The 18,251-nt window shown below is 71.0% G+C and carries 20 protein-coding genes; 12 read left to right on the forward strand and 8 right to left on the reverse strand.

Going from position 1 to position 18,251, the window contains the following annotated elements; genetic code table 11:
* Window positions 1-66: 66 nt before the first annotated feature.
* From ACLQ3F_RS09055 to ACLQ3F_RS09070, 4 genes are read left to right on the forward strand one after another with little or no spacing between them, the layout of a single operon-like run.
* Window positions 67-993: an SDR family oxidoreductase gene (locus ACLQ3F_RS09055; RefSeq protein ID WP_425847767.1), complete on the forward strand. Its 927-nt coding sequence runs from the start codon at window positions 67-69 to the stop codon at window positions 991-993.
* Between the two features lie 24 nt (window positions 994-1,017).
* Entirely contained in the window at window positions 1,018-1,899 is an 882-nt protein-coding gene (locus tag ACLQ3F_RS09060) for an amidohydrolase family protein (RefSeq protein WP_425847769.1), read from the forward strand.
* A gap of 17 nt (window positions 1,900-1,916) precedes the next feature.
* Complete coding sequence (locus tag ACLQ3F_RS09065; RefSeq protein WP_357202705.1) at window positions 1,917-2,369, forward strand: MaoC family dehydratase; 453 nt, start codon at window positions 1,917-1,919, stop codon at window positions 2,367-2,369.
* A gap of 54 nt (window positions 2,370-2,423) precedes the next feature.
* Window positions 2,424-3,956: an acyl-CoA synthetase gene (locus ACLQ3F_RS09070; RefSeq protein WP_425847772.1), complete on the forward strand. Its 1,533-nt coding sequence runs from the start codon at window positions 2,424-2,426 to the stop codon at window positions 3,954-3,956.
* On the opposite strand, the gene ACLQ3F_RS09075 is transcribed toward ACLQ3F_RS09070, so the two are convergent.
* The 7 genes from ACLQ3F_RS09075 to ACLQ3F_RS09105 form a co-directional block, all read right to left on the reverse strand.
* On the reverse strand, window positions 3,880-4,767 hold the full coding sequence (locus ACLQ3F_RS09075) for a PaaX family transcriptional regulator C-terminal domain-containing protein (protein ID WP_425847775.1): 888 nt from the start codon (window positions 4,765-4,767) through the stop codon (window positions 3,880-3,882). The genes ACLQ3F_RS09070 and ACLQ3F_RS09075 overlap by 77 nt on opposite strands.
* Before the next feature lie 38 nt (window positions 4,768-4,805).
* On the reverse strand, window positions 4,806-5,618 hold the full coding sequence (locus ACLQ3F_RS09080) for an ABC transporter ATP-binding protein (RefSeq protein WP_357202696.1): 813 nt from the start codon (window positions 5,616-5,618) through the stop codon (window positions 4,806-4,808).
* Entirely contained in the window at window positions 5,611-6,435 is an 825-nt protein-coding gene (locus ACLQ3F_RS09085) for an ABC transporter permease (protein ID WP_425847777.1), read from the reverse strand. The genes ACLQ3F_RS09080 and ACLQ3F_RS09085 overlap by 8 nt, the downstream gene beginning before the upstream one ends.
* Window positions 6,432-7,232: an ABC transporter permease gene (locus ACLQ3F_RS09090; protein WP_357202691.1), complete on the reverse strand. Its 801-nt coding sequence runs from the start codon at window positions 7,230-7,232 to the stop codon at window positions 6,432-6,434. Before ACLQ3F_RS09090 ends, ACLQ3F_RS09085 begins: the two co-directional genes overlap by 4 nt.
* Window positions 7,233-7,303: 71 nt before the next feature.
* Window positions 7,304-8,278, reverse strand: a complete 975-nt coding sequence (locus ACLQ3F_RS09095) for an ABC transporter substrate-binding protein (RefSeq protein WP_425847780.1) — start codon at window positions 8,276-8,278, stop codon at window positions 7,304-7,306.
* Window positions 8,279-8,467: 189 nt separating this feature from the next.
* The gene (pobA, locus tag ACLQ3F_RS09100) at window positions 8,468-9,649 is read right to left on the reverse strand and encodes a 4-hydroxybenzoate 3-monooxygenase (RefSeq protein WP_425847782.1); all 1,182 of its coding nucleotides are present in this window, start codon (window positions 9,647-9,649) and stop codon (window positions 8,468-8,470) included.
* A 17-nt stretch (window positions 9,650-9,666) separates the two neighbouring features.
* Window positions 9,667-11,127 carry a benzaldehyde dehydrogenase gene (locus tag ACLQ3F_RS09105; RefSeq protein ID WP_425847784.1) on the reverse strand — a complete coding sequence of 487 codons (1,461 nt, stop codon included), beginning with the start codon at window positions 11,125-11,127 and terminating at the stop codon, window positions 9,667-9,669.
* A gap of 245 nt (window positions 11,128-11,372) precedes the next feature.
* On the opposite strand from ACLQ3F_RS09105, the gene ACLQ3F_RS09110 reads away from it, so the two are divergent.
* The 8 genes from ACLQ3F_RS09110 to ACLQ3F_RS09145 are packed head-to-tail and all read left to right on the forward strand — an operon-like array spanning window position 11,373 to window position 17,586.
* Window positions 11,373-12,191 (forward strand): CoA transferase subunit A, encoded by an 819-nt coding sequence (locus ACLQ3F_RS09110; RefSeq protein WP_425847785.1) that lies wholly within the window; start codon window positions 11,373-11,375, stop codon window positions 12,189-12,191.
* 27 nt (window positions 12,192-12,218) lie between these two features.
* Complete coding sequence (locus ACLQ3F_RS09115) at window positions 12,219-12,989, forward strand: CoA-transferase subunit beta (protein WP_425847788.1); 771 nt, start codon at window positions 12,219-12,221, stop codon at window positions 12,987-12,989.
* Window positions 12,986-13,735, forward strand: a complete 750-nt coding sequence (gene pcaH, locus ACLQ3F_RS09120; protein ID WP_425847790.1) for a protocatechuate 3,4-dioxygenase subunit beta — start codon at window positions 12,986-12,988, stop codon at window positions 13,733-13,735. Before ACLQ3F_RS09115 ends, pcaH begins: the two co-directional genes overlap by 4 nt.
* The gene (pcaG, locus tag ACLQ3F_RS09125) at window positions 13,728-14,300 is read left to right on the forward strand and encodes a protocatechuate 3,4-dioxygenase subunit alpha (protein WP_425847792.1); all 573 of its coding nucleotides are present in this window, start codon (window positions 13,728-13,730) and stop codon (window positions 14,298-14,300) included. The genes pcaH and pcaG overlap by 8 nt, the downstream gene beginning before the upstream one ends.
* Window positions 14,275-15,615: a 3-carboxy-cis,cis-muconate cycloisomerase gene (pcaB, locus tag ACLQ3F_RS09130; RefSeq protein WP_425847795.1), complete on the forward strand. Its 1,341-nt coding sequence runs from the start codon at window positions 14,275-14,277 to the stop codon at window positions 15,613-15,615. Before pcaG ends, pcaB begins: the two co-directional genes overlap by 26 nt.
* On the forward strand, window positions 15,612-16,391 hold the full coding sequence (gene pcaD, locus ACLQ3F_RS09135) for a 3-oxoadipate enol-lactonase (RefSeq protein ID WP_425847797.1): 780 nt from the start codon (window positions 15,612-15,614) through the stop codon (window positions 16,389-16,391). Before pcaB ends, pcaD begins: the two co-directional genes overlap by 4 nt.
* Window positions 16,388-16,768 (forward strand): 4-carboxymuconolactone decarboxylase, encoded by a 381-nt coding sequence (gene pcaC / locus ACLQ3F_RS09140; protein ID WP_425847799.1) that lies wholly within the window; start codon window positions 16,388-16,390, stop codon window positions 16,766-16,768. Before pcaD ends, pcaC begins: the two co-directional genes overlap by 4 nt.
* The gene (locus tag ACLQ3F_RS09145; RefSeq protein WP_425847800.1) at window positions 16,765-17,586 is read left to right on the forward strand and encodes an IclR family transcriptional regulator; all 822 of its coding nucleotides are present in this window, start codon (window positions 16,765-16,767) and stop codon (window positions 17,584-17,586) included. Before pcaC ends, ACLQ3F_RS09145 begins: the two co-directional genes overlap by 4 nt.
* On the opposite strand, the gene ACLQ3F_RS09150 is transcribed toward ACLQ3F_RS09145, so the two are convergent.
* On the reverse strand, window positions 17,573-18,217 hold the full coding sequence (locus ACLQ3F_RS09150) for a DUF2306 domain-containing protein (RefSeq protein ID WP_425847803.1): 645 nt from the start codon (window positions 18,215-18,217) through the stop codon (window positions 17,573-17,575). The two genes, ACLQ3F_RS09145 and ACLQ3F_RS09150, sit on opposite strands and share 14 nt — an antisense overlap.
* Window positions 18,218-18,251: the final 34 nt, after the last annotated feature.

Below are 18,251 nucleotides of genomic sequence, written 5' to 3' on the forward strand. Positions count from 1 at the left end.
ACGTTTCCCGTGCGCGTGTCACTCCCCACCTCGTGCGCGGATCGGCATCGACGAAAGCGAGCACCCATGTCACTGGACAGCAAGGTTGCCATCGTCACCGGAGCCGGGCGGGGCCTCGGCCTGGCCTACGCCCATGAGTTGGCGCGGCGGGGCGCCTCGATAGTCGTCAACGACGTCGACGCCGGAGCTGCCGCCGACGCGGTGGCGGCGATCCAGTCATCCGGCGGTCGGGCCGTCGCGGTGGTGGCACCTGTCGGCCCGACCGAGACCGCCAAGGAACTCGTCAGCACAGCGGTCGAGCACTTCGGACGGCTGGACATCCTCGTCACCAACGCCGGCGTCCTACGCGACACGGTGCTGTGGAAGATGAGCGACGACGACTTCGACACCGTCATCAACGTGCACCTGCGCGGCACGTTCACCACGGTGCGCGAGGCGGTGCAGCACATGCGGCAGGCCGGCGAGGGCGGCCGGATCATCTGCGTCGGGTCACCCACCGGGCAGCGGGGTACCTTCGGCCAGACCAACTACGCGGCCGCCAAGGCGGGCATCGTCGGCATGGTCCGTACCTGGGCGCTCGAGCTCAAGCGGGCCGGCATCACCGCCAACACCGTTGTTCCGGTCGCCGCGACCGCGATGACCGCCACCGTCCCCTACTTCGCCGCTGCGGTACGGGCCGAGGCGAACGGCGAGCCGATGCCCGCGTTCTTCCGACACGGTCTGGGGTTCGGCACGGCGGACGACGCGGCCGGGCTCGTCGCGTTCCTCGGCTCCGACGCGGCGGCCTCGGTGACCGGGCAGGTGATCGGTGTGGGAGGGGACCGCCTCCAGATCTGGACCCATCCGGAGGCGGCGCTGACCGCCCACCGCGAGGGCGGCTGGACGTACGAGGCGCTCGTGGACGCCTGGCCGACGACGTTCGTCGGCGCCGAGCAGAGCGTCGGCGAACGCTTCCCGGACCTCCCCGAGGAGTTCGAGCCCACGACGTCCTGACCCGCCCCGACGAAGGTTGGCCCCATGTACCAGCCCGCGATCGACCTCGACACCGTCACGGCGATCGACATGCACGTGCACATCGAGGTCGACGACCACGGTCACACCTCACTGCCCGAACCGCTCGTGGCGGCGGCGTCGGCGTACTTCAAGACGGACGGCCCACGGCCGGCGGTCGGCGCGGTGGCCCAGTACTACCGCGAGCGGAGCATGGCGGCCGTCGTCTTCACAGTGGACGCGCGTACCCAACTGAAGCACCAGCCACTGTCGAGCGCCGACATCGCCCGTGCGGCGGCAGAGCACGCCGACGTGCTGATCCCGTTCGGGTCGGTCGACCCGCGCACAGGCGAGGCCGCCCTCGACCTCGCCGCTCGACTGATCGAGGAGGAAGGCGTACGAGGCTTCAAGTTCCACCCCACAGTGCAGCGCTTCGACCCCAGCCACGACGAGTACGCGCCGATGTGGGGCCTGCTTGAGCGGGCCGGCGTCCCGGCACTCTTCCACACCGGGCAGACCGGCATCGGCGCCGGCACCCCGGGCGGTTACGGCCTGCGCCTCGGCCTGTCGAATCCGATCCTGCTCGACCCGATCGCGGCCGACTTCCCCGACCTTCAGATCATCATGGCCCACCCGTCGGTGCCCTGGCAGGACGAGGCGTTGTCGGTGGCCACGCACAAGCACAACACCTGGATCGACCTGTCCGGCTGGAGCCCGAAGTACTTCCCGGCCGAGTTGGTGCGCCACGCCAACTCGGTGCTGAAGCGACGGGTGCTCTTCGGCACCGACTACCCCCTGCTCACCCCCGACCGGTGGCTGCGCGACGTGCAAGCGACCGATCTCAAGCCGGACGTGCTCCCGGGCATCCTCAAGGACAACGCGGCCCGCCTGCTGGGCCTTGCCCGGTGACGACGAGAGGAAGCGCCATGACGACGACCATCACCTACGAGCGGCTGGGCGACCTCGCCGGCACCGATCTCGGCCACACCGGGTACCGCACTGTCACCCAGGACCAGGTCGACCTGTTCGCGGACGCGACGGACGACCACCAGTGGATCCACGTCGACCCCGAACGGGCGAGGACCGGGCCGTTCGGCGCGCCGATCGCGCACGGCTTCCTCACCCTCTCCCTGGCCGTTCCGTTCTGGACCGAGCTGCTTGAGGTCAAGGGCGTGACCACGAAGGTCAACTACGGCCTCGACAAGGTGCGCTTCCCCGCGCCGGTCGTGGTCGGGGCGCGGGTACGCATGCGGGCCACAGTCGCCGAGGTCGTCGAGGTGCGCGGCGGCTACCAGATCGCGGTCGACCAGACGATCGAGATCGAGGGCGGCGCCAAGCCGGCGGTCGTCGCGCGAGGGCTGTACCGCTTCTACGCCTGAGGCCCGGGGGCATCCGACGAGCCGGGCGAGCACACCACCTCCACCCCCGGGAGCATGATGATGCAGCAGCACGGAATTGGCGCCTGGGTGGCCAAGCGCCGGCTGAAGTCCCCGGACCAGGTCGCGATCATCCACGGCGACCGGCCGCCCATGACGTACGGACAGTTCGCCGACGCCGCGGACCGGATCGCTGCGGTGCTGCGGGAGCGAGGCGTCGGTAGGGGTGACTGCGTCGCCTACCTGGGCGAGAACAGCCCCGAGCTCCTCCTGGTGATGTTCGGGGCGGCGCAGGTCGGGGCCGTCTTCGTGCCGATCAACACCCGGCTCGCCGCACCCGAGATCGTGGCCGTCCTCGCCGACTGCGGCGCGCGGGTGCTGATCCACGACCCGGACTTCGCGGCGCTGGTGGCCTCCGCCGCGCCGACCGCCCGAACCCCGTACGTCATCGTCAACGGTGAGGGCACCGCGGACCGGCACGGGCTTGCCCGCCTGGCGCGGGCCGCCGTCTCCCCGTTCACCGGCCGCGTCGACACCGCCCACGAGGACCCGGCGGCGATCGTCTACACCTCGGGCACGACCGGCCGGGCCAAGGGTGCCGTGCTGACCCACGGCAACCTCACCTGGGTGGCGCTCAACTGTGTGGTCGACTACGACGTCGTCTCCACTGACGTCGCGCTCATGATCTCGCCGCTGTTCCATGTCGCGTCGCTCGGGATGGGTGCCCTGCCCGTCATCCTCAAGGGCGCCACGATGGTGATCGAGAAGGGCTTCGAGCCGGGCCGCGCGCTCGCGCAGATCGAGCGGCACGGGGTGACCATGCTCAGCGGCGTGCCGACCACGTACCAGCTCATGGCCGACCATCCCGCCTGGGCGTCGACCGACCTGTCCACGCTGACGAAGCTCACCTGCGGAGGTTCGGCCGTGCCGGCGCGCATCCTCAACGCGTACGAGGCGCGGGGCCTGTCGTTCTCGCAGGGTTACGGCATGACCGAGGCCGCGCCGGGCGCGACCGCGTTGCCGCCGACGATGACCCGCGTCAAGCAGGGCAGTGTCGGTCTGCCGCACTTCTTCACCGATGTGCGGATCACCGATGCGGCCGGGGCGGTGGTGCCCGCCGGCGCTGTCGGTGAGATCGAGGTGGCCGGGCCCAACGTCTTCCCCGGCTATCACGGCCTTACGGAGGCGACCGCCGAGGCGTTCACGGCCGACGGGTGGTTCCGCTCCGGCGACCTCGGACACCTGGACGCCGACGGCTACCTCTACATCTCCGGCCGACTCAAGGACATGATCATCTCGGGGGGCGAGAACATCTACCCGCTCGAACTCGAGCAGCTGCTCACCGAGGTCGACGGGGTGACCTCGGCGGCGGTCATCGGCGTGCCGGACGAGCGTTGGGGTGAGGTGCCCTGGGCGATCGTGACCGTACGGGAGGGGGCATCGGTGGACACCGCCACCGTCCGGGCGTGCCTGGACGGCAGGATCGCCCGCTACAAGCTCCCGAAGAACGTGGTCATCGTGGATGAGCTGCCGCGGACGGCGTCGGGGAAGGTGCGGAAGGCCGATCTGAGGACCCGATTCGGCTCCTAGCAGCGGGCCGGGCCGCGACGAGTTCGGCGAACTCCGCCGCTGACGCCTCGGCCAGCTTCTCGTGCGTCCGACGGTAGGTTTCCACCGATCTGGTGGCGGGCCATTCGTCGTCCATGAACTCGGCCGGCAGCCTCGGGTCGGTGCGCAGCAGCGCGAGCCAGTCCGCCACCAGCATCGTCCGTACGGTGAGCGCGCTCGGTGCCATCGCCGTCGCGGAGGAGTCGTCCCACACGTCGATGAAGGCCAGGTGGGCGCGCCGGATCGCCTCGATGTCCCACGCGGCGCGTACGCTCTCGCCGATCGGGAATCCGGCGAGTTCGCGGGCGTGAAAGGCGACCACGGTATTGGGCGCGAGGTCCTGCCGCAGCGGCTCCAACGAGCCGGCGAGGTCTACCTCACCGGGCGCGAGCCAGAGCCCGTCGCGGATCGGCGCGAAGCCCTCCCAGATGAGGGTTGAGCGCAGTCGGTGCCGCAGCATCCGCTGGCCCTCCGGGATCGAGAAGGTGACAAGGGTCCACCCGTTGCCCTGTGGGTCGAACGGCCGCGGCCCGCGAACGCGGTACGTCGCCTCGCGCAACACCGCGACCCCGTGCTCGGTCAGCGAGAACAGCGTCTCCCGGCCGCTCCTGCTGCGGGCGAGGATGCCGCTGTGCACGAGTCGGTCCAGGGTCGCGCGGGTGGCCGGCGCGGCGACGTCGGCGCCCTCCAGCACGTTGATCAGGACGCTCGCCCGGATCGGTCCCGTGTCACCGTCGACGACGTGCTCCCCGAAGAACGCGAGCAACAACTGCTTCGGCTGACGACTACCCACAGCCCTTCCCTTCGGCGAACTCGTTGGTTGGCCGCCGATCACCGCGCGGATCGCGGGGCCACGGCCTGCCCGCGCTTGGCCCGCTGGATCTGGTCGTAGACGTGCGTCCGCAGTTCCGTGAAACGGGGCAGAGCGCGGGTCGTGATCTGATCGCGCTCCGGCGGCAGGTCGATCGCGAGGTCCTCCTGGACCCAGGTCGGCGACGTGGACAATACTAGAACCCGCTGACCGAGATACACCGACTCGTCGATGTCGTGGGTGACGAAGACAACCGAGATCGTCCGGCTGGCGTGCAGCTCGCGGACCAGGTCCTCCAGGTCGGCCCGGGTCTGCGCGTCCACGGCGGCGAACGGTTCGTCCATGATCAGGACGTCGGGTTGATAGGCGATGGCCCGCGCGATCGCCACGCGCTGTTGCATCCCCCCGGAGAGCTGCCACGGGTGGCTCAGCGCGGCGTGCCCGAGACCCACCGCCTCAAGAGCGTCGACGACAAGCTTGTTTCGGGCATCGCGGTTGAGCCTCTTGTGCCGCAGTGGAAGCTCGACGTTTCCGCGCACCGTCAGCCAGGGGTAGAGGCTCCGACCGTACTCCTGGAACACGACTGCCATGGCCGGGCTGGGCCCGGTCACCGCAGAGCCGTCCATCTCGACCAGGCCGCTGGTGGGCCGCAGCAGGCCGGCGAGGCATTTCAGCAGGGTGGTCTTGCCGCAACCGGACGGCCCGACGATGCAGACGAGCTCACCGGCGTCCATCGTGAAGCTGATGTCCCCGATCGCCTCGACGTTGCCCGTGGTGGACTCGTAGACCTTCCGCAGGTGCTCCACCAGCAGCAGATTGCTCCGATCAGGCACGGTTGACCTCCCTGACTCCGTGGTACCAGCGCAGAACGCGCTGTTCGACGAGACCGAAAGCTACGGCGAGGAGAACGCCGACGAGACCGAGGAGGAGGATGCCGCTCCACATCTCGGCGATCAGGTAGTTGCGCTGGAAGTAGGCGATCCGGTAGCCGAGGCCGGAGGAGGAGGCGAACATCTCGGAGATGACCATCAGGATCAGCGCGACCGAGAGGGCCTGACGAACCCCGGCCATGATCCGTGGGCTGGCAGCCGGGAGTACGAGGAACCAGAGCCGCTCCCACCAGGAGACCTGGAACGACTCCGCGGTCTCCTTCATGACGCTGTCGGTCCCCCGGACACCCTCGATCGTGTTCAACAGGATCGGCCAGACCGCGCCGGAGACGATCACGACCACCTTCATGGTGTCGGTGATTCCGAGCAGGAGCATCACCACCGGAATCAGCACCGGTGGCGGGATGGCCCGGAGGAACTCCAGCAGCGGTTCGAGGAGTTCCCGCAGCCAGGGGGTCAGTCCGATGACGGTGCCGGCGCCGATGCCGAGCACTATCGACGCGGCGACACCGAGGCCGAGGCGGGCGAGGCTCGGCAGCACGTCCTCGACGAAGGCCGGACCGACCCAGGTCTCCCGAAAGGCTCTGGCGATCGTCAACGGGTCGGGGAAGAACCGGTTCGTCGCCCTCGTCGCCGCCAGCCCCCAGACCACCAGCAGCATCGTCGGCAGGCCCAGTGGGTAGAGGATGCTCGCCGCGATCCGGGTTCCGACCGTCCGGCGGCGTGCCGTGGTGGCGATCCGCCCGGGGTACGTGGTCACAGCGCCTCCTCTCCTCGTACGGACTGGTGCCAGGACAGAACCCGACGCTCGATGAACCGGAAGACGATGTTCACCATGAGCCCGAGCAGGCCGGTGACCACGACCAGCGCGTACAGGCCGGCGGCGTCTCCGGCGGACCGGGACAGCTCGATCATGCGCCCGAGACCGGGGTTGCCGATCACCATCTCCGCGGTGATGGCGAGGATGAGCGCGACCGCCGCCGCGAGCCGCAGGCCGGTCATGAGGTACGGCAGGGTGGTCGGCAGGACGAGGTGCGACAGCTGTTCGCGCCGACTCAGTCCGAAACTGCGGGCGGTGTCGCGAGCCACCGAGTCGACGTCGGCGACGCCGTAGATGACCTGCACGAACACCTGCCAGAACGACGCGTAGATGATGATGACGAGGGCGGCCTGCCGCTGGATGCCGAACATCAGCACGGCGAGCGGGATGAGGGCGACCGACGGGATCGGGCGGAGGAACTCGACAACCGTGTGGGTCGCGCGCCGCAGGAACGGCACCAGCCCGACGACCGTGCCGAGGACGACGGCGGCGACCGTCGCCACCGTCAGACCGATCGCCCAGGACGTCATGGTGCTGCCCAGCCGCCGCCAGAACGCGAGGTCGACGAGCTGCTCGACAAGCCGCGCCAACACGTCGGTCACGTACGGCAGGTAGAGCGGGTTGATCAGGCCCAGCGTCGGGATCAGCTGCCAGACGACGAGGAACGCGGTCAGGCCGACGACGCCCAGCATCGCTTTGCGTAACGCGCGTAGGCGTCGGGTGGGAAACACGCGCATGTCACTCCCGTCGTCAGGCGGGCGACGAGGCCCTCCCCGCTCCGGGGCCAGGGAGGGCAGGATCGCGCCGGCTACTGCTGCTGGATGAGACGGTCGAGGTTGGGTTGCCTGTCGAGCACCTTGTACTTCTGCGCGAGCTCGGCGAGCGTCTGGAGGCTCGACCGGTCGACCTCCCAACCGAAGGCCGGCAGCCGCACCGACTCGGCCACCGGTGGGGGCAGCTCAAGGTTGTCCTTGATGGCCTGCCGAAGCGCCGCCTCGTTGGCGGGGGCCTTGGCCCACTCCAACGTCTTCTTCATCGCCGCCGTGAAGTCCTCGACCAGCTTGGCGTCCTTCTCCGTGCGTTCCCTGGTGGTGATGGTGGTGAGCGTGGTCAGGCCGGGCACCACCGCCTGGTAGGGGGCGACGATGAAGGTGTCGCCGCGGGTCTTCAACTGGGTGACGAAGGGCTCCGGCACCCAGGCGGCGTCGATGTTGCCGGATTCGAGTTGGGCCGGGGCGTCCGGAAAGGCGACCTCGACGAACTTGATCCTCGAAGGGTCGCCACCGTCCTTCTCGACCGCTGCCATGATCGTCACGTCGCCGGCGGCGCCCAGGCTGTTGACCGAGACCCGCTTGCCCGCGAGGTCGGCCGGCCGCTTGATGCCTGACTTCGCCGAGGCCACCACGGCGTTGATGTCGTCGCCGTCGGCGTACGAGGAGGCGTAGTTGCCGATGATGACGACGCCGAGATCCCGCAGGTCGGCCCGGAACGGCCCGAAGGGCTGGCCGATGGCGAAGTCGATGTCGCCGTTCAGAAGCGCGGGAATGGCCTGCGCGCCGCCCTGGGCGGGCAGCACCTCGACCTGGAGGCCGCGCTCGGCGAAGACGCCGGCCTTGATGCCGCCCCACAGCGCGGCGGTCTCGGTGATGGGCAGCGCCGCGACCCGGACCTTGCGCAGGTCGCCCGAGGTCTGTTCGGACGGGTTGGACGCGTCGGAGTCGGTGCATCCGGTGAGGGCGATCGCGGTGACGGCGATCAGCCCGAGAGCCATGACCTTCTTCATGGACGAGGCCCTTCCTGGGCGGGGGTGGTGGGTGCCTCGGATTTTCAGGTGACCAACGGTGGCGCGGGGGCGCACTTCGCTGTGGTGGCCATGGTCAGTCACCCCGGCATTGAAAGTCAATAATTTCTGACGCCCGTCAAAAATAAGTTGAACAACGCTCTGCTGTGGTGCCGTCTCGCACGCTCGCGTTCAGACCTCGGGCAGGCCCACGTAGTTCTCGGACAGGCTCGCGGCGTACGCCTCAGAGGTGGCGACGTACCTCAGCGTGGCGGTCTGGAGCTTCGTCTCGTACGGGTCGTCGCGCTCCAGCCGGTGCAGCATTGAGGTCATCCACCAGGAGAAGTGCTGGGCCCGCCAGACCCGGCGTAACGCCGTGGCCGAGTAGGCCTCCAGCAGATCGGTGCTGCCCCGGTCGTACCAGGCGGCGAAGGCGTCCCCCAGCAGCGCGACGTCAGCGAGGGCGAGGTTCATGCCCTTCGCGCCGGTGGGTGGGACGATGTGCACGGCGTCCCCGGCCAGGAACAGCCGCTCCCACTGCATCGGCTCGACAACGAAACTGCGCATCGGGGTGATGGACTTCTCCAGGATCGGTCCCTCGTTGAGCGACCATCCCGGCACCGTCTCCAACCGTGCCCGCAGTTCCGTCCAGATCCGCTCGTCCGGCCACGAGGCGATGTCCTCGTCGGGCCCGACCTGTAGGTACAGCCGAGAGATCTCGGGGGAGCGCATGCTGTAGAGGGCGAAGCCACGCTCGTGATTGGCGTAGATGAGTTCGTCCACCGCCGGCGGTGCGGCGGCGAGGACGCCCAACCAGGCAAACGGGTACACCCGCTCGTAGGTGGTCAGCACCCCGTCGGGCACCGCACCGCGGCTCACCCCGTGGAACCCGTCGCAGCCCGCCACGAAGTCGCAGCGCAGCTCCTGGACCTGCCCGTCGCGTCGAAAGTGGACAACAGGGGAGTCCGAGTCCAGATTGTTCAGGCGTACCGCCTCGGTCTCGAAGAGGATCGAGCCACCGGCCGCGAGCCGGGCGGCGATCAGGTCCTTGACCACCTCCTGTTGCCCGTAGACGGTGATCGCCCGCCCGGTCAGGTCGGCCATCGGCACCCGGTGCGACTCCCCGGCGAAGCGCAGCTCGATGCCCTCGTGGCGCAGTCCCTCCCGTCGCAGCCGCTCGCCGACGCCGTTGCGGCAGAGCAGGTCGACCGAGCCCTGTTCGAGGACGCCCGCCCGGAGCCGGTGCTCGACGTGGTCGCGGCTGCGGCTCTCCAGCACCACTGACTCGATTCCGCGCAGGTGCAACAGGTGCGACAGCATGAGCCCTGCCGGCCCGGCGCCGACGATGCCGACCTGGGTACGCATTCCCGGCATGCCCGATCCTCCCGGTGTCAGAACGGGTACCGCGTGATGGCGCCGCGCACGGTGAGCCACTGGGTCTCGGTGAACGCCTCGACGTTCGCCGCGGGCCCGCCGAACCGGGAGCCGGTACCGGACGCTCCCACCCCACCGAACGGCGCCACCGCCTCGTCGTTCACCGTCTGATCGTTGATGTGCACGATTCCGCTGGGGATCCGGTCGGCGAGGGCCATCGCCCTCATCACGTCACGGCTCAGGATGCCCAGCGACAGGCCGTACTCGGTCTGGCGGGCCAACTCGACAGCCTCGTCCTGGTCGGCAAAGGTGATCACCGGGGCGACCGGGCCGAAAACCTCCTGGGCGTACGCCGGGGTCGCGGGGGTGACGTCGGTGAGCACCGTCGGCCGGTAGAACAGTCCCTCGTACGTGCCCCCGGCGGCCAGCCGGGCACCCGCGTCGACGCTCGCGGTGACCAGTGCGTGGATCTTGTCGCGCTGGTGCTCGTCGATGATCGGCCCGAGCGCCACCTGCTCCTTCGCCGGGTCGCCGACCGGCAGGTGGTTCGCCTTCTCCGCCAGCCGCTCGACATAGCGCTCGGACAGACTTTCGTGGACCAGGTGCCGGCCGGTGGTCATGCAGATCTGACCCTGGTGCAGGAACGACCCCCACGCGCCGGCGGAGACAGCGAGGTCCAGGTCGGCGTCGTCGAGCACGATCAGCGCCGAGTTGCCACCGAGTTCGAGGTGCGAACGTTTGAGGTGGCGTGCCGCCGCCTCACCGACCTTGCGGCCGGCAGCGGTCGAGCCGGTGAAGCTGATCACCCGTACGTTCGGGTCGGCCACCAGCGTCTCGCCGGCCTCCACCCCGCCGGGAAGGACGTGCAGCAACCCTTCGGGCAGGCCGGCCTCCTCGAAGACCCGGGCGATCGCGACGCCACCGCAGACCGCCGTGCGCGGGTCGGGCTTGAGCACCACCGCGTTGCCCAGTGCCAGGGCCGGGGCCACCGAACGGGTGGCCAGGATGAGCGGGAAATTGAACGGCGCGATGACCCCGACGACGCCGACGGGCAACCGGCGGGCCAGGCTGAGCCGCGGTTGCGCGCTCGGGATGATCTCGCCCAGCGGGTGCGAGGCCAGCGCCGACGCCTCGTAGCACTCCTGCGCGGCGGCGGCGATCTCGACGCTGGCCTTGGGTGGGATGGACCCGGACTCCCGCACGATCCAGTCGCCGATCTCGGCGGCGTGCCGCTCGAACAGTTGCCCGGCCCGGCGCAGCACCGCGGCCCGCACGGCGTAGCCGGTGGCGGCCCAGGCGCGTTGGGCGGTGGCGGCGCGGGCGCAGGCGCGCGTCACGTCCTCGGCGTTCGCCACGCCGACCTGGCCGATTTCCTCTCCGGTGGCGGGGGATCGCACGGGCGCCGTGCCGCCGGCGGGTTTCACCCAGCCGTCGCTGTGCAGGGTGCCCTGCCAGGTCGTGGCGTCCAGCAGTGTCATGGCGGTCCTCCCCGGAGGTGTTCGCGTACCGAACGGCCGTTCTCTGCTTGAACGTTGGCACGTGGCCCGGCTCGCGTCAACGCATCGGCCACCGTGACTGTCGAGCACAGTGGACGACTCCGGGCGGGCCCGGCCGACCTGTCGTTGACGGATGTCGTCCTCCGTCGTACGTTCGATATGAGTACGGCAGTCCGCATGGCGAACAGCTGGCGGCAGCGAGGATGTCGCAGGATGCGGGGAGGCCCATGGCGAAGCTCGTCTCGCTTGCCGACGGCGTGGCGCACCTAATTCGCGACGGTGACGTGGTGGCCCTGGAAGGGTTCACGCACCTCATCCCGTTCGCCGCGGGTCACGAGATGATCCGCCAGGGACGGCAGGAGCTGACCCTCGTGCGGATGACCCCCGACGTCATCTACGACCAGCTCATCGGCGCGGGTTGCGCCAGCCGCCTGGTCTTCTCCTGGGGCGGCAACCCGGGCGTCGGGTCGCTGCACCGCTTCCGGGACGCCGTGCAGCACGCCTGGCCGCGTCCGCTCGAACTGGAGGAGCACAGTCACGCGGGCATGGCGAACCGGTACGTCGCCGGGGCGTCCGGGCTGCCGTTCGCCGTCCTGCGCGGCTACACCGGCACCGACCTGCCGGGGCACACAACGAACATCCGGCCCATCACCTGCCCCTTCACCGGCGAGACGCTCACCGCCGTCCCCGCCCTGCGTCCCGACGTGGCTGTGGTGCACGCCCAGCGCGCCGACCGTGACGGCAACGTGCAGATGTGGGGCATCACCGGGGTGCAGAAGGAAGCGGTGCTCGCCGCCCACCGGTCACTGGTCACCGTCGAGGAGATCGTGGACGAGTTGGAACCCGTATCCGGGCAGGTGGTCCTGCCTGGTTGGGCGGTCACCGCGGTGGCCGAGGTGCCCGGCGGCGCGCACCCCTCCTACGCCCACGGCTACTCGGTACGGGACAACGACTTCTACCGGGACTGGGACGCCGTCAGCCGGCACCGCGACACCTTCCGCGCCTGGCTGGACGAGCACGTGCACACGGCCGGGGCGGCGGCATGAGTCAGCGCGGCGAGCGAGGGGAACGCGATGGCTGACTGGACCGCCGACGAGATGATGACCGTCGCCGCCGCCCGCCAACTGCGCGACGGCACCGCCTGCTTCGTGGGGATCGGGTTGCCCAGCACCGCGGCGAATCTCGCCCGGGTGACCCACGCCCCGAACCTGGTGCTCATCTACGAATCGGGGTGCCTCGGCGCGAAGCCGGACCGGCTACCGCTCTCCATCGGGGACGCGGTCCTCGCCGAATCGGCTGACGCTGTGGTGTCGGTGCCCGAGGTGTTCAACTACTGGCTCCAGCCGGGCCGGATCGACGTGGGCTTCCTCGGGGCGGCGCAGCTCGACCGGTACGGCAACATCAACACCACTGTCGTCGGCGGTGACTATGCCGCCCCGAAGGTCCGGCTGCCCGGCGCCGGTGGCGCGCCGGAGATCGCCGCCTCCTGCGGGGAGGTCGTGGTGATCGTCCGGCAGGACCTCCGGACGTTCACCGAACGGGTCGACTTCGTCACCTCGGTCGGCTACGGAAGCGGCCCGGGGGACCGGGAGCGACTCGGCCTGCGTGGCGCCGGCCCCCGCGTGGTGATCACCGATCTCGGCGTCCTCGAACCCGACCCGGTGACCTGCGAGCTCACGCTGACCCGCCTGCACCCCGGCGTGACCCGGGAGCAGGCGCGGGCGGCCACCGGCTGGGACCTCGCCGTCGCCGACGGTCTGACCACCGGTGAACCGCCGACGGCGCGGGAACTCGCGGCCCTGCGGGCACTGGAGGCGACGAAGTCCGACGGGAGACGACGATGACCACACAGGACACCGAGGCAGGCAGGAGTCTCGTGCTACCGCGGTACCGGCGCGACGACGTCGACGTCCACCCACCACTGCTCAGCCCCGGCTACGGGTCGACAGTGACGCGGGCGCCGCGACACCCGCTGATCCACCTGCCGCAGCGGCTGACCGAGGTCACCGGACCGCTACTGGGGGAGGGACGGCTCGGGGCGCTCGACCACGACCTGACCCGCCAGCACGACGGCGAGCCGCAGGGACAACGGATCATCGTGCACGGGCGTGTCCGCGACGGTGACGGTCGACCCGTGCCCCGCACGCTCGTCGAGATCTGGCAGGCCAACGCCGCCGGCCGGTACCGCGACGCCCGGGACACCTGGCCGGCCCCGCTCGACCCGTACTTCGAGGGGGTGGGCCGGGCGCTCACCGACGACCAGGGGCGGTACCGGTTCATCACAGTGCAGCCCGGTGCCTACCCCTGGCGCAACCACGACAACGCCTGGCGGCCGGCGCACATCCACTTCTCCCTCTTCGGCCGCGCGTTCACCCAGCGGCTGGTCACGCAGATGTACTTCCCGGGCGACCCGCTCTTCTTTCAGGACCCGATCTTCAACTCGGTCCGTGACCCGAAGGCACGGGAACGGATGATCGCCCGGTACGACCACGCCACCACCGCACCAGAATGGGCACTGGCGTACGAGTTCGACATCGTGCTGCGCGGCCGGGAGAGCACCCCCTTCGAGGACGAGGACGACGATGACTGAGCAGTTGGGCGTCATGCCCGCGCAGACCGTCGGGCCGTACCTGCACATCGGCCTCCGCTGGGCCGACGGCCCGTACGTCGTACCCGAGGGCACGCCGGGGGCGTTCTGGATCAGGGGGCGGGTCTTCGACGGCACCGGAACACCGGTGGTCGACGCGATGGTGGAGAGCTGGCAGGCCGACCCGGACGGCCGGTTCGACCATCCGGACGACCCTCGGGGTGCCCGGCCGCCCGCGCTCGCGGGCTTCCGCGGATTCGGTCGGAGCGAGACCGACGCGCAGGGGTGGTACCGGCTGTTGACCGTCAAGCCGGGTTCGCTGCCCGAGCCGGACGGCGGCACCGAAGCCCCCCACCTGACCCTGTCGGTCTTCGGGCGTGGGCTGCTGCACCGCCTCGTCACGCGGCTCTACTTCCCCGACGAGCCGGCGGCGAACGCCGCCGACCCCGTGCTGCGCATCGTCGACGCCGACCGCCTCGACACCCTGCTGGCGAGTCCCGCCCCGGACGGGTTCCGGTTCGACATCCACCTGCAGGGCGACCATGAGACCGTCTTCTTCGCCGTCTGACGGCCTTCTCGGCGGCCTCTCCGGCGCTCCGGACGTCGACGCGGAACTCAGCGACCCGTCAGTGCTCCAGGCGATGCTCGACGTCGAGGCCGCGCTCGCCCGGGCCGCGGCGGACGCCGGCGTCCTGCCCCCGCCGGCGGCCACGGCGATCGTCGAGCAGTGCCACGCCGAGCGGTACGACCCGGGAGCGCTCGGACGGGCGGCCGACGCCACGGGCAACCCGGTCGTCCCGCTGGTGGGCGAGCTGACCGCCGCCGTGCCAGAGGACGCCCGAGCCTGGGTGCACTTCGGGGCGACCAGCCAGGACGTCCTGGACACCGCGCTGGTCCTGGTGGCCGTGCGGGCGCTCGGGCCGCTGCTGCGTCACCTCGACGCCGCCGTGGACGCCGCCGCCCAGCTGGCCGATGCGCACCGGGACACGGTGATGGTCGCCCGAACCCTCGGGCAGCAGGCGGCGCCCACCACGTTCGGGCTCAAGGCCGCCGGCTGGTTGACCGGGCTGGTCGAGACCCGGGACCGACTGCGTCAGACCCGCACCGCGCAGCCCGCGCAACTCGGTGGCGCGGTCGGCACCCTGGCCGCGTACGGCCCGGCCGGCGCCGAGGTCGCCGAGCGGTTCGCGGCGCACCTGGGCCTCCCGCCGAGCACGCTGCCCTGGCACACCCGTCGCCAGCCCTGGCTCGACCTGGCCGCCGCCCTCGGCGGGCTGCTCGCCGCCGCCGGCAAGGTCGCCCTCGATGTCGGGTTGCTCGCCCAGAACGAGGTGGGCGAGGTCGCCGAGGGCGGCGCCGGACGCGGCGGCTCCTCGGCCATGCCGCACAAGCGCAACCCCGTGGACTCGATCCTCATCACCGCCGCGGCGCGACGCGGCCCGGGTCTCGTCGCCACCCTGTTCGCCACGGCGGTGCAGGAGCACGAGCGGGCCGCGGGCGCGTGGCACGCCGAGTGGGAGCCCCTGCTGGAGCTGCTGCACGTGGCCGGCGGCACCGCCGCCCGGTGCGCCCGAATGCTGCACGGGCTACAGGTCCGTCCGAACAAGATGCGGGAGAACCTCGACGCCACCGGCGGCCTGCTGCTCGCCGAGGCCGTGGCCGCGCGACTGGCGCCCGCTGTCGGTCGTGGCGTCGCACACGACCTCGTGGCCCGCGCCGCCGCCGGACCCTCGTTCCGCGCCGCGCTGCTCACCGACCCCGAGGTGCGCGCCCACCTGTCCGACACGGAGATAGCCGAGGCGCTCGACCCGCACCGCTGGCTCGGCTCGGCCGGCCGGTTCGTCGACAGTGCCCTGGCCGCCGCTCGAGGAGTGGGCCGATGACATCCCGATTGCATCTCACAGTCGACGGCCCGGCCGCCGCGCCGGTGCTGCTGCTCGGCAGCTCCCTCGGCACCGCCGCCGCCATGTGGGAACCGCAGGTCCCGGCGCTCGCCCAACGGTTCCGAGTCATCCGGTACGACCACCTCGGCCACGGGCGCTCGGCGGTGCCGCCCGGGCCGTACACGCTGGACCTGCTGGGCCGGGAACTGCTGCGGACGCTGGACGACCTCGACGTGCAGTGGGTCCACTACGCGGGGCTGTCCCTCGGCGGCATGGTGGGCATGTGGCTCGCCGCGTACGCGCCCGAGCGGGTGCGGCGGCTGGCGCTGCTCTGCACGTCGGCGTCGCTCGGCCCACCGGAGCAGTGGCGGGAGCGAGCCGCCACGGTACTCACCGGCGGGATGCCGGCGATCGCCGACGCGGTGGTGGCCCGCTGGTTCACCCCGGCCTTCGCCACGGCCCGGCCGGAGGTGGTCGCCGCCCACCGCGCCATGTTGACCGCGAACGCGCCGACCGGATACGCCGCCTGCTGCGAGGCGATCGCCACCATGGACCTCCGACCTGACCTCGGCCGGGTCGTCGCGCCGACGCTGGTCATCGCGGGAGCGGACGACCCGGCCACCCCGGTGGCGCACGCCCGCGAGATCGTCGAGCGCATCCCGCGGGCCCGGCTGGCCGTGGTCGACGCGGCGGCGCACCTGGCCAACGTCGAGCAACCCGAGCAGGTGTGCCGGCTCCTGTTGGAACACTTCCACGAGGGACGGGGTGACGGGTGAACGACCACGAGCGGCACCAGGCCGGCATGGCGGTACGACGACAGGTGCTGGGTGACGCGCACGTGGACCGCGCGGTCGCCGGCACCGACGAGTTCACCGCCGACTTCCAGGACTTCATCACCCGCTACGCCTGGGGCGAGGTCTGGAGCAGGCCGGGCCTCGACCGGCGAACCCGTAGCTGCATCACCCTCGCCGTGCTCGCCACCCTGCACCACGACGAGGAGTTGGCGATGCATGTCCGGGCCGCGTTGCGCAACGGACTCAGCCCGAAGGAGGTGGCGGAGGTCCTGCTCCAGGTCGGCGTCTACGCTGGCGTACCGGCGGCGAACCGGGCGTTCAAGGTGGCCCGGGAGACCCTGCGGCAGGAGGCCGGGTGAGCGTGAGCGAGGAGGCGACGAGGTCGCCGGAGTTCGTTCAGTCGCTGGAGCGCGGCCTCGCGGTGATCAGGGCGTTCGACGGCGACCACCCGCAGCTCACACTCAGCGACGTGGCCAGACGCACCGGGCTGACCCGGGCCGCGGCGCGCCGGTTCCTGCTCACCCTTGTCGAGCTGGGCTACGTGCACACCGACGGTCGGCTCTTCTCGCTGCGGGCACGGATCCTCGAACTCGGCTACGCGTACCTGTCGAGCCTGAGCCTGCCCGAGCTCGCGCAGCGGCACATGGAGGCGCTCGTCGCGCTGGTGCACGAGTCCTGTTCGGTGTCGGTGCTCGACGGCGACGAGGTGGTCTACGTCGCCCGCGTGCCCACCAAGCGGATCATGACGGTGGGGATCAGCGTCGGGACGCGCTTCCCCGCGTACGCCACCTCCATGGGTCGGGTGCTGCTCGCCGCGCAACCGGCGGACTGGCTGGACGACTACCTCGCCACCGCGCAGCTGCGGCCGCTGACCCGGCGCACCGTCACCGACCCGGCGAAGCTGCGCACCGTCCTGACGAAGATCGCGGCCCAGGGGTACGCCATCGTGGATCAGGAGCTGGAGGAGGGCCTGCGCTCGGTGGCCGCGCCGATCCACGGCGAGAACGGGTCGGTGATCGCAGCGGTGAACGTCTCCGCGCACGCGAGCCGGGGGTCCTTCGAGATGATCCGTCGAGAGCTGCTCCCGCCGCTGCTGGCCGCCGCGAAGCGGATCGAGGAGGACATCCGGGGGGGCCTGAGCCGGTCACCGACGACCGGCGGGCTCAGCTCAGCTTGAGGGCCGGCGCGGTGACGACCCGCGCCGGACGGCGCAGGTACCACTCGGCCACCGCAAGGTTGATCACCCAACCGGCGACCACCAGGCCGGCCCGCAGGTTCCCGTCGGGCTGTTCCCCGGTCGCGATCAGGTACGGCGCGTGGGTGAACGCCTGCGTGCCGGCGCCGAGGCCGATCGCGTAGCCGCGCACCATCCACCTGCGGTGCAGGGCGATGTCCCGGCGCAGCGCGGCGGCGAGACCGAGCAGGATCGAGCCGGCCATGGCCGAGCCGAAGACGAGCCGCATACCGGCGAGCACGTCGTTGTCGTGGGCCGGCAGGTCGTACGCGACGGCCATCCACAGGCCGGTGAACGCCACCGTCAGCCCGCAGGGGACGAGCACCCGGCCGGCACGGCGGTGCCAGGAGTAGCGGCGCAGCCGGGGCACGAACTGGAATGCGCCGAGGATCGTGTAGACCACCGCGCCGACGATGTGCAGCACCACCGGCAGCGGATCGGCGACGAAGCGGGCGTTGGCCGGGGTGACCTCCGGTCCGCTGCCCAACTCGGTGAGCCGTCCCGCGCCGGCGAGCATCGGTATCAGGCCCAGCAGGATCAACGCGGCCGGTAGCCGCCACTCGCGGATCGTCATGCCACCGATGGTGGACGCCGTACCCGCCCCCGCT

This window comes from Micromonospora sp. DT15 (assembly GCF_049841475.1).
Classification (GTDB): Bacteria; Actinomycetota; Actinomycetes; order Mycobacteriales; family Micromonosporaceae; genus Micromonospora.

Excerpts from the sequence above, each read along its gene's own strand:
- ACLQ3F_RS09055 (WP_425847767.1), top strand. The coding sequence starts at position 67 with ATGTCACTGGACAGCAAGGTTGCCATCGTCACCGGAGCCGGGCGGGGC.
- ACLQ3F_RS09060 (WP_425847769.1), top strand. The coding sequence starts at position 1,018 with ATGTACCAGCCCGCGATCGACCTCGACACCGTCACGGCGATCGACATG.
- ACLQ3F_RS09065 (WP_357202705.1), top strand. The coding sequence starts at position 1,917 with ATGACGACGACCATCACCTACGAGCGGCTGGGCGACCTCGCCGGCACC.
- ACLQ3F_RS09070 (WP_425847772.1), top strand. The coding sequence starts at position 2,424 with ATGATGATGCAGCAGCACGGAATTGGCGCCTGGGTGGCCAAGCGCCGG.
- ACLQ3F_RS09090 (WP_357202691.1), bottom strand. The coding sequence starts at position 7,232 with ATGCGCGTGTTTCCCACCCGACGCCTACGCGCGTTACGCAAAGCGATG.
- ACLQ3F_RS09095 (WP_425847780.1), bottom strand. The coding sequence starts at position 8,278 with ATGAAGAAGGTCATGGCTCTCGGGCTGATCGCCGTCACCGCGATCGCC.
- pobA (WP_425847782.1), bottom strand. The coding sequence starts at position 9,649 with ATGCCGGGAATGCGTACCCAGGTCGGCATCGTCGGCGCCGGGCCGGCA.
- ACLQ3F_RS09105 (WP_425847784.1), bottom strand. The coding sequence starts at position 11,127 with ATGACACTGCTGGACGCCACGACCTGGCAGGGCACCCTGCACAGCGAC.
- ACLQ3F_RS09110 (WP_425847785.1), top strand. The coding sequence starts at position 11,373 with ATGGCGAAGCTCGTCTCGCTTGCCGACGGCGTGGCGCACCTAATTCGC.
- ACLQ3F_RS09115 (WP_425847788.1), top strand. The coding sequence starts at position 12,219 with ATGGCTGACTGGACCGCCGACGAGATGATGACCGTCGCCGCCGCCCGC.
- pcaH (WP_425847790.1), top strand. The coding sequence starts at position 12,986 with ATGACCACACAGGACACCGAGGCAGGCAGGAGTCTCGTGCTACCGCGG.
- pcaG (WP_425847792.1), top strand. The coding sequence starts at position 13,728 with ATGACTGAGCAGTTGGGCGTCATGCCCGCGCAGACCGTCGGGCCGTAC.
- pcaB (WP_425847795.1), top strand. The coding sequence starts at position 14,275 with ATGAGACCGTCTTCTTCGCCGTCTGACGGCCTTCTCGGCGGCCTCTCC.
- pcaD (WP_425847797.1), top strand. The coding sequence starts at position 15,612 with ATGACATCCCGATTGCATCTCACAGTCGACGGCCCGGCCGCCGCGCCG.
- ACLQ3F_RS09150 (WP_425847803.1), bottom strand. The coding sequence starts at position 18,217 with ATGACGATCCGCGAGTGGCGGCTACCGGCCGCGTTGATCCTGCTGGGC.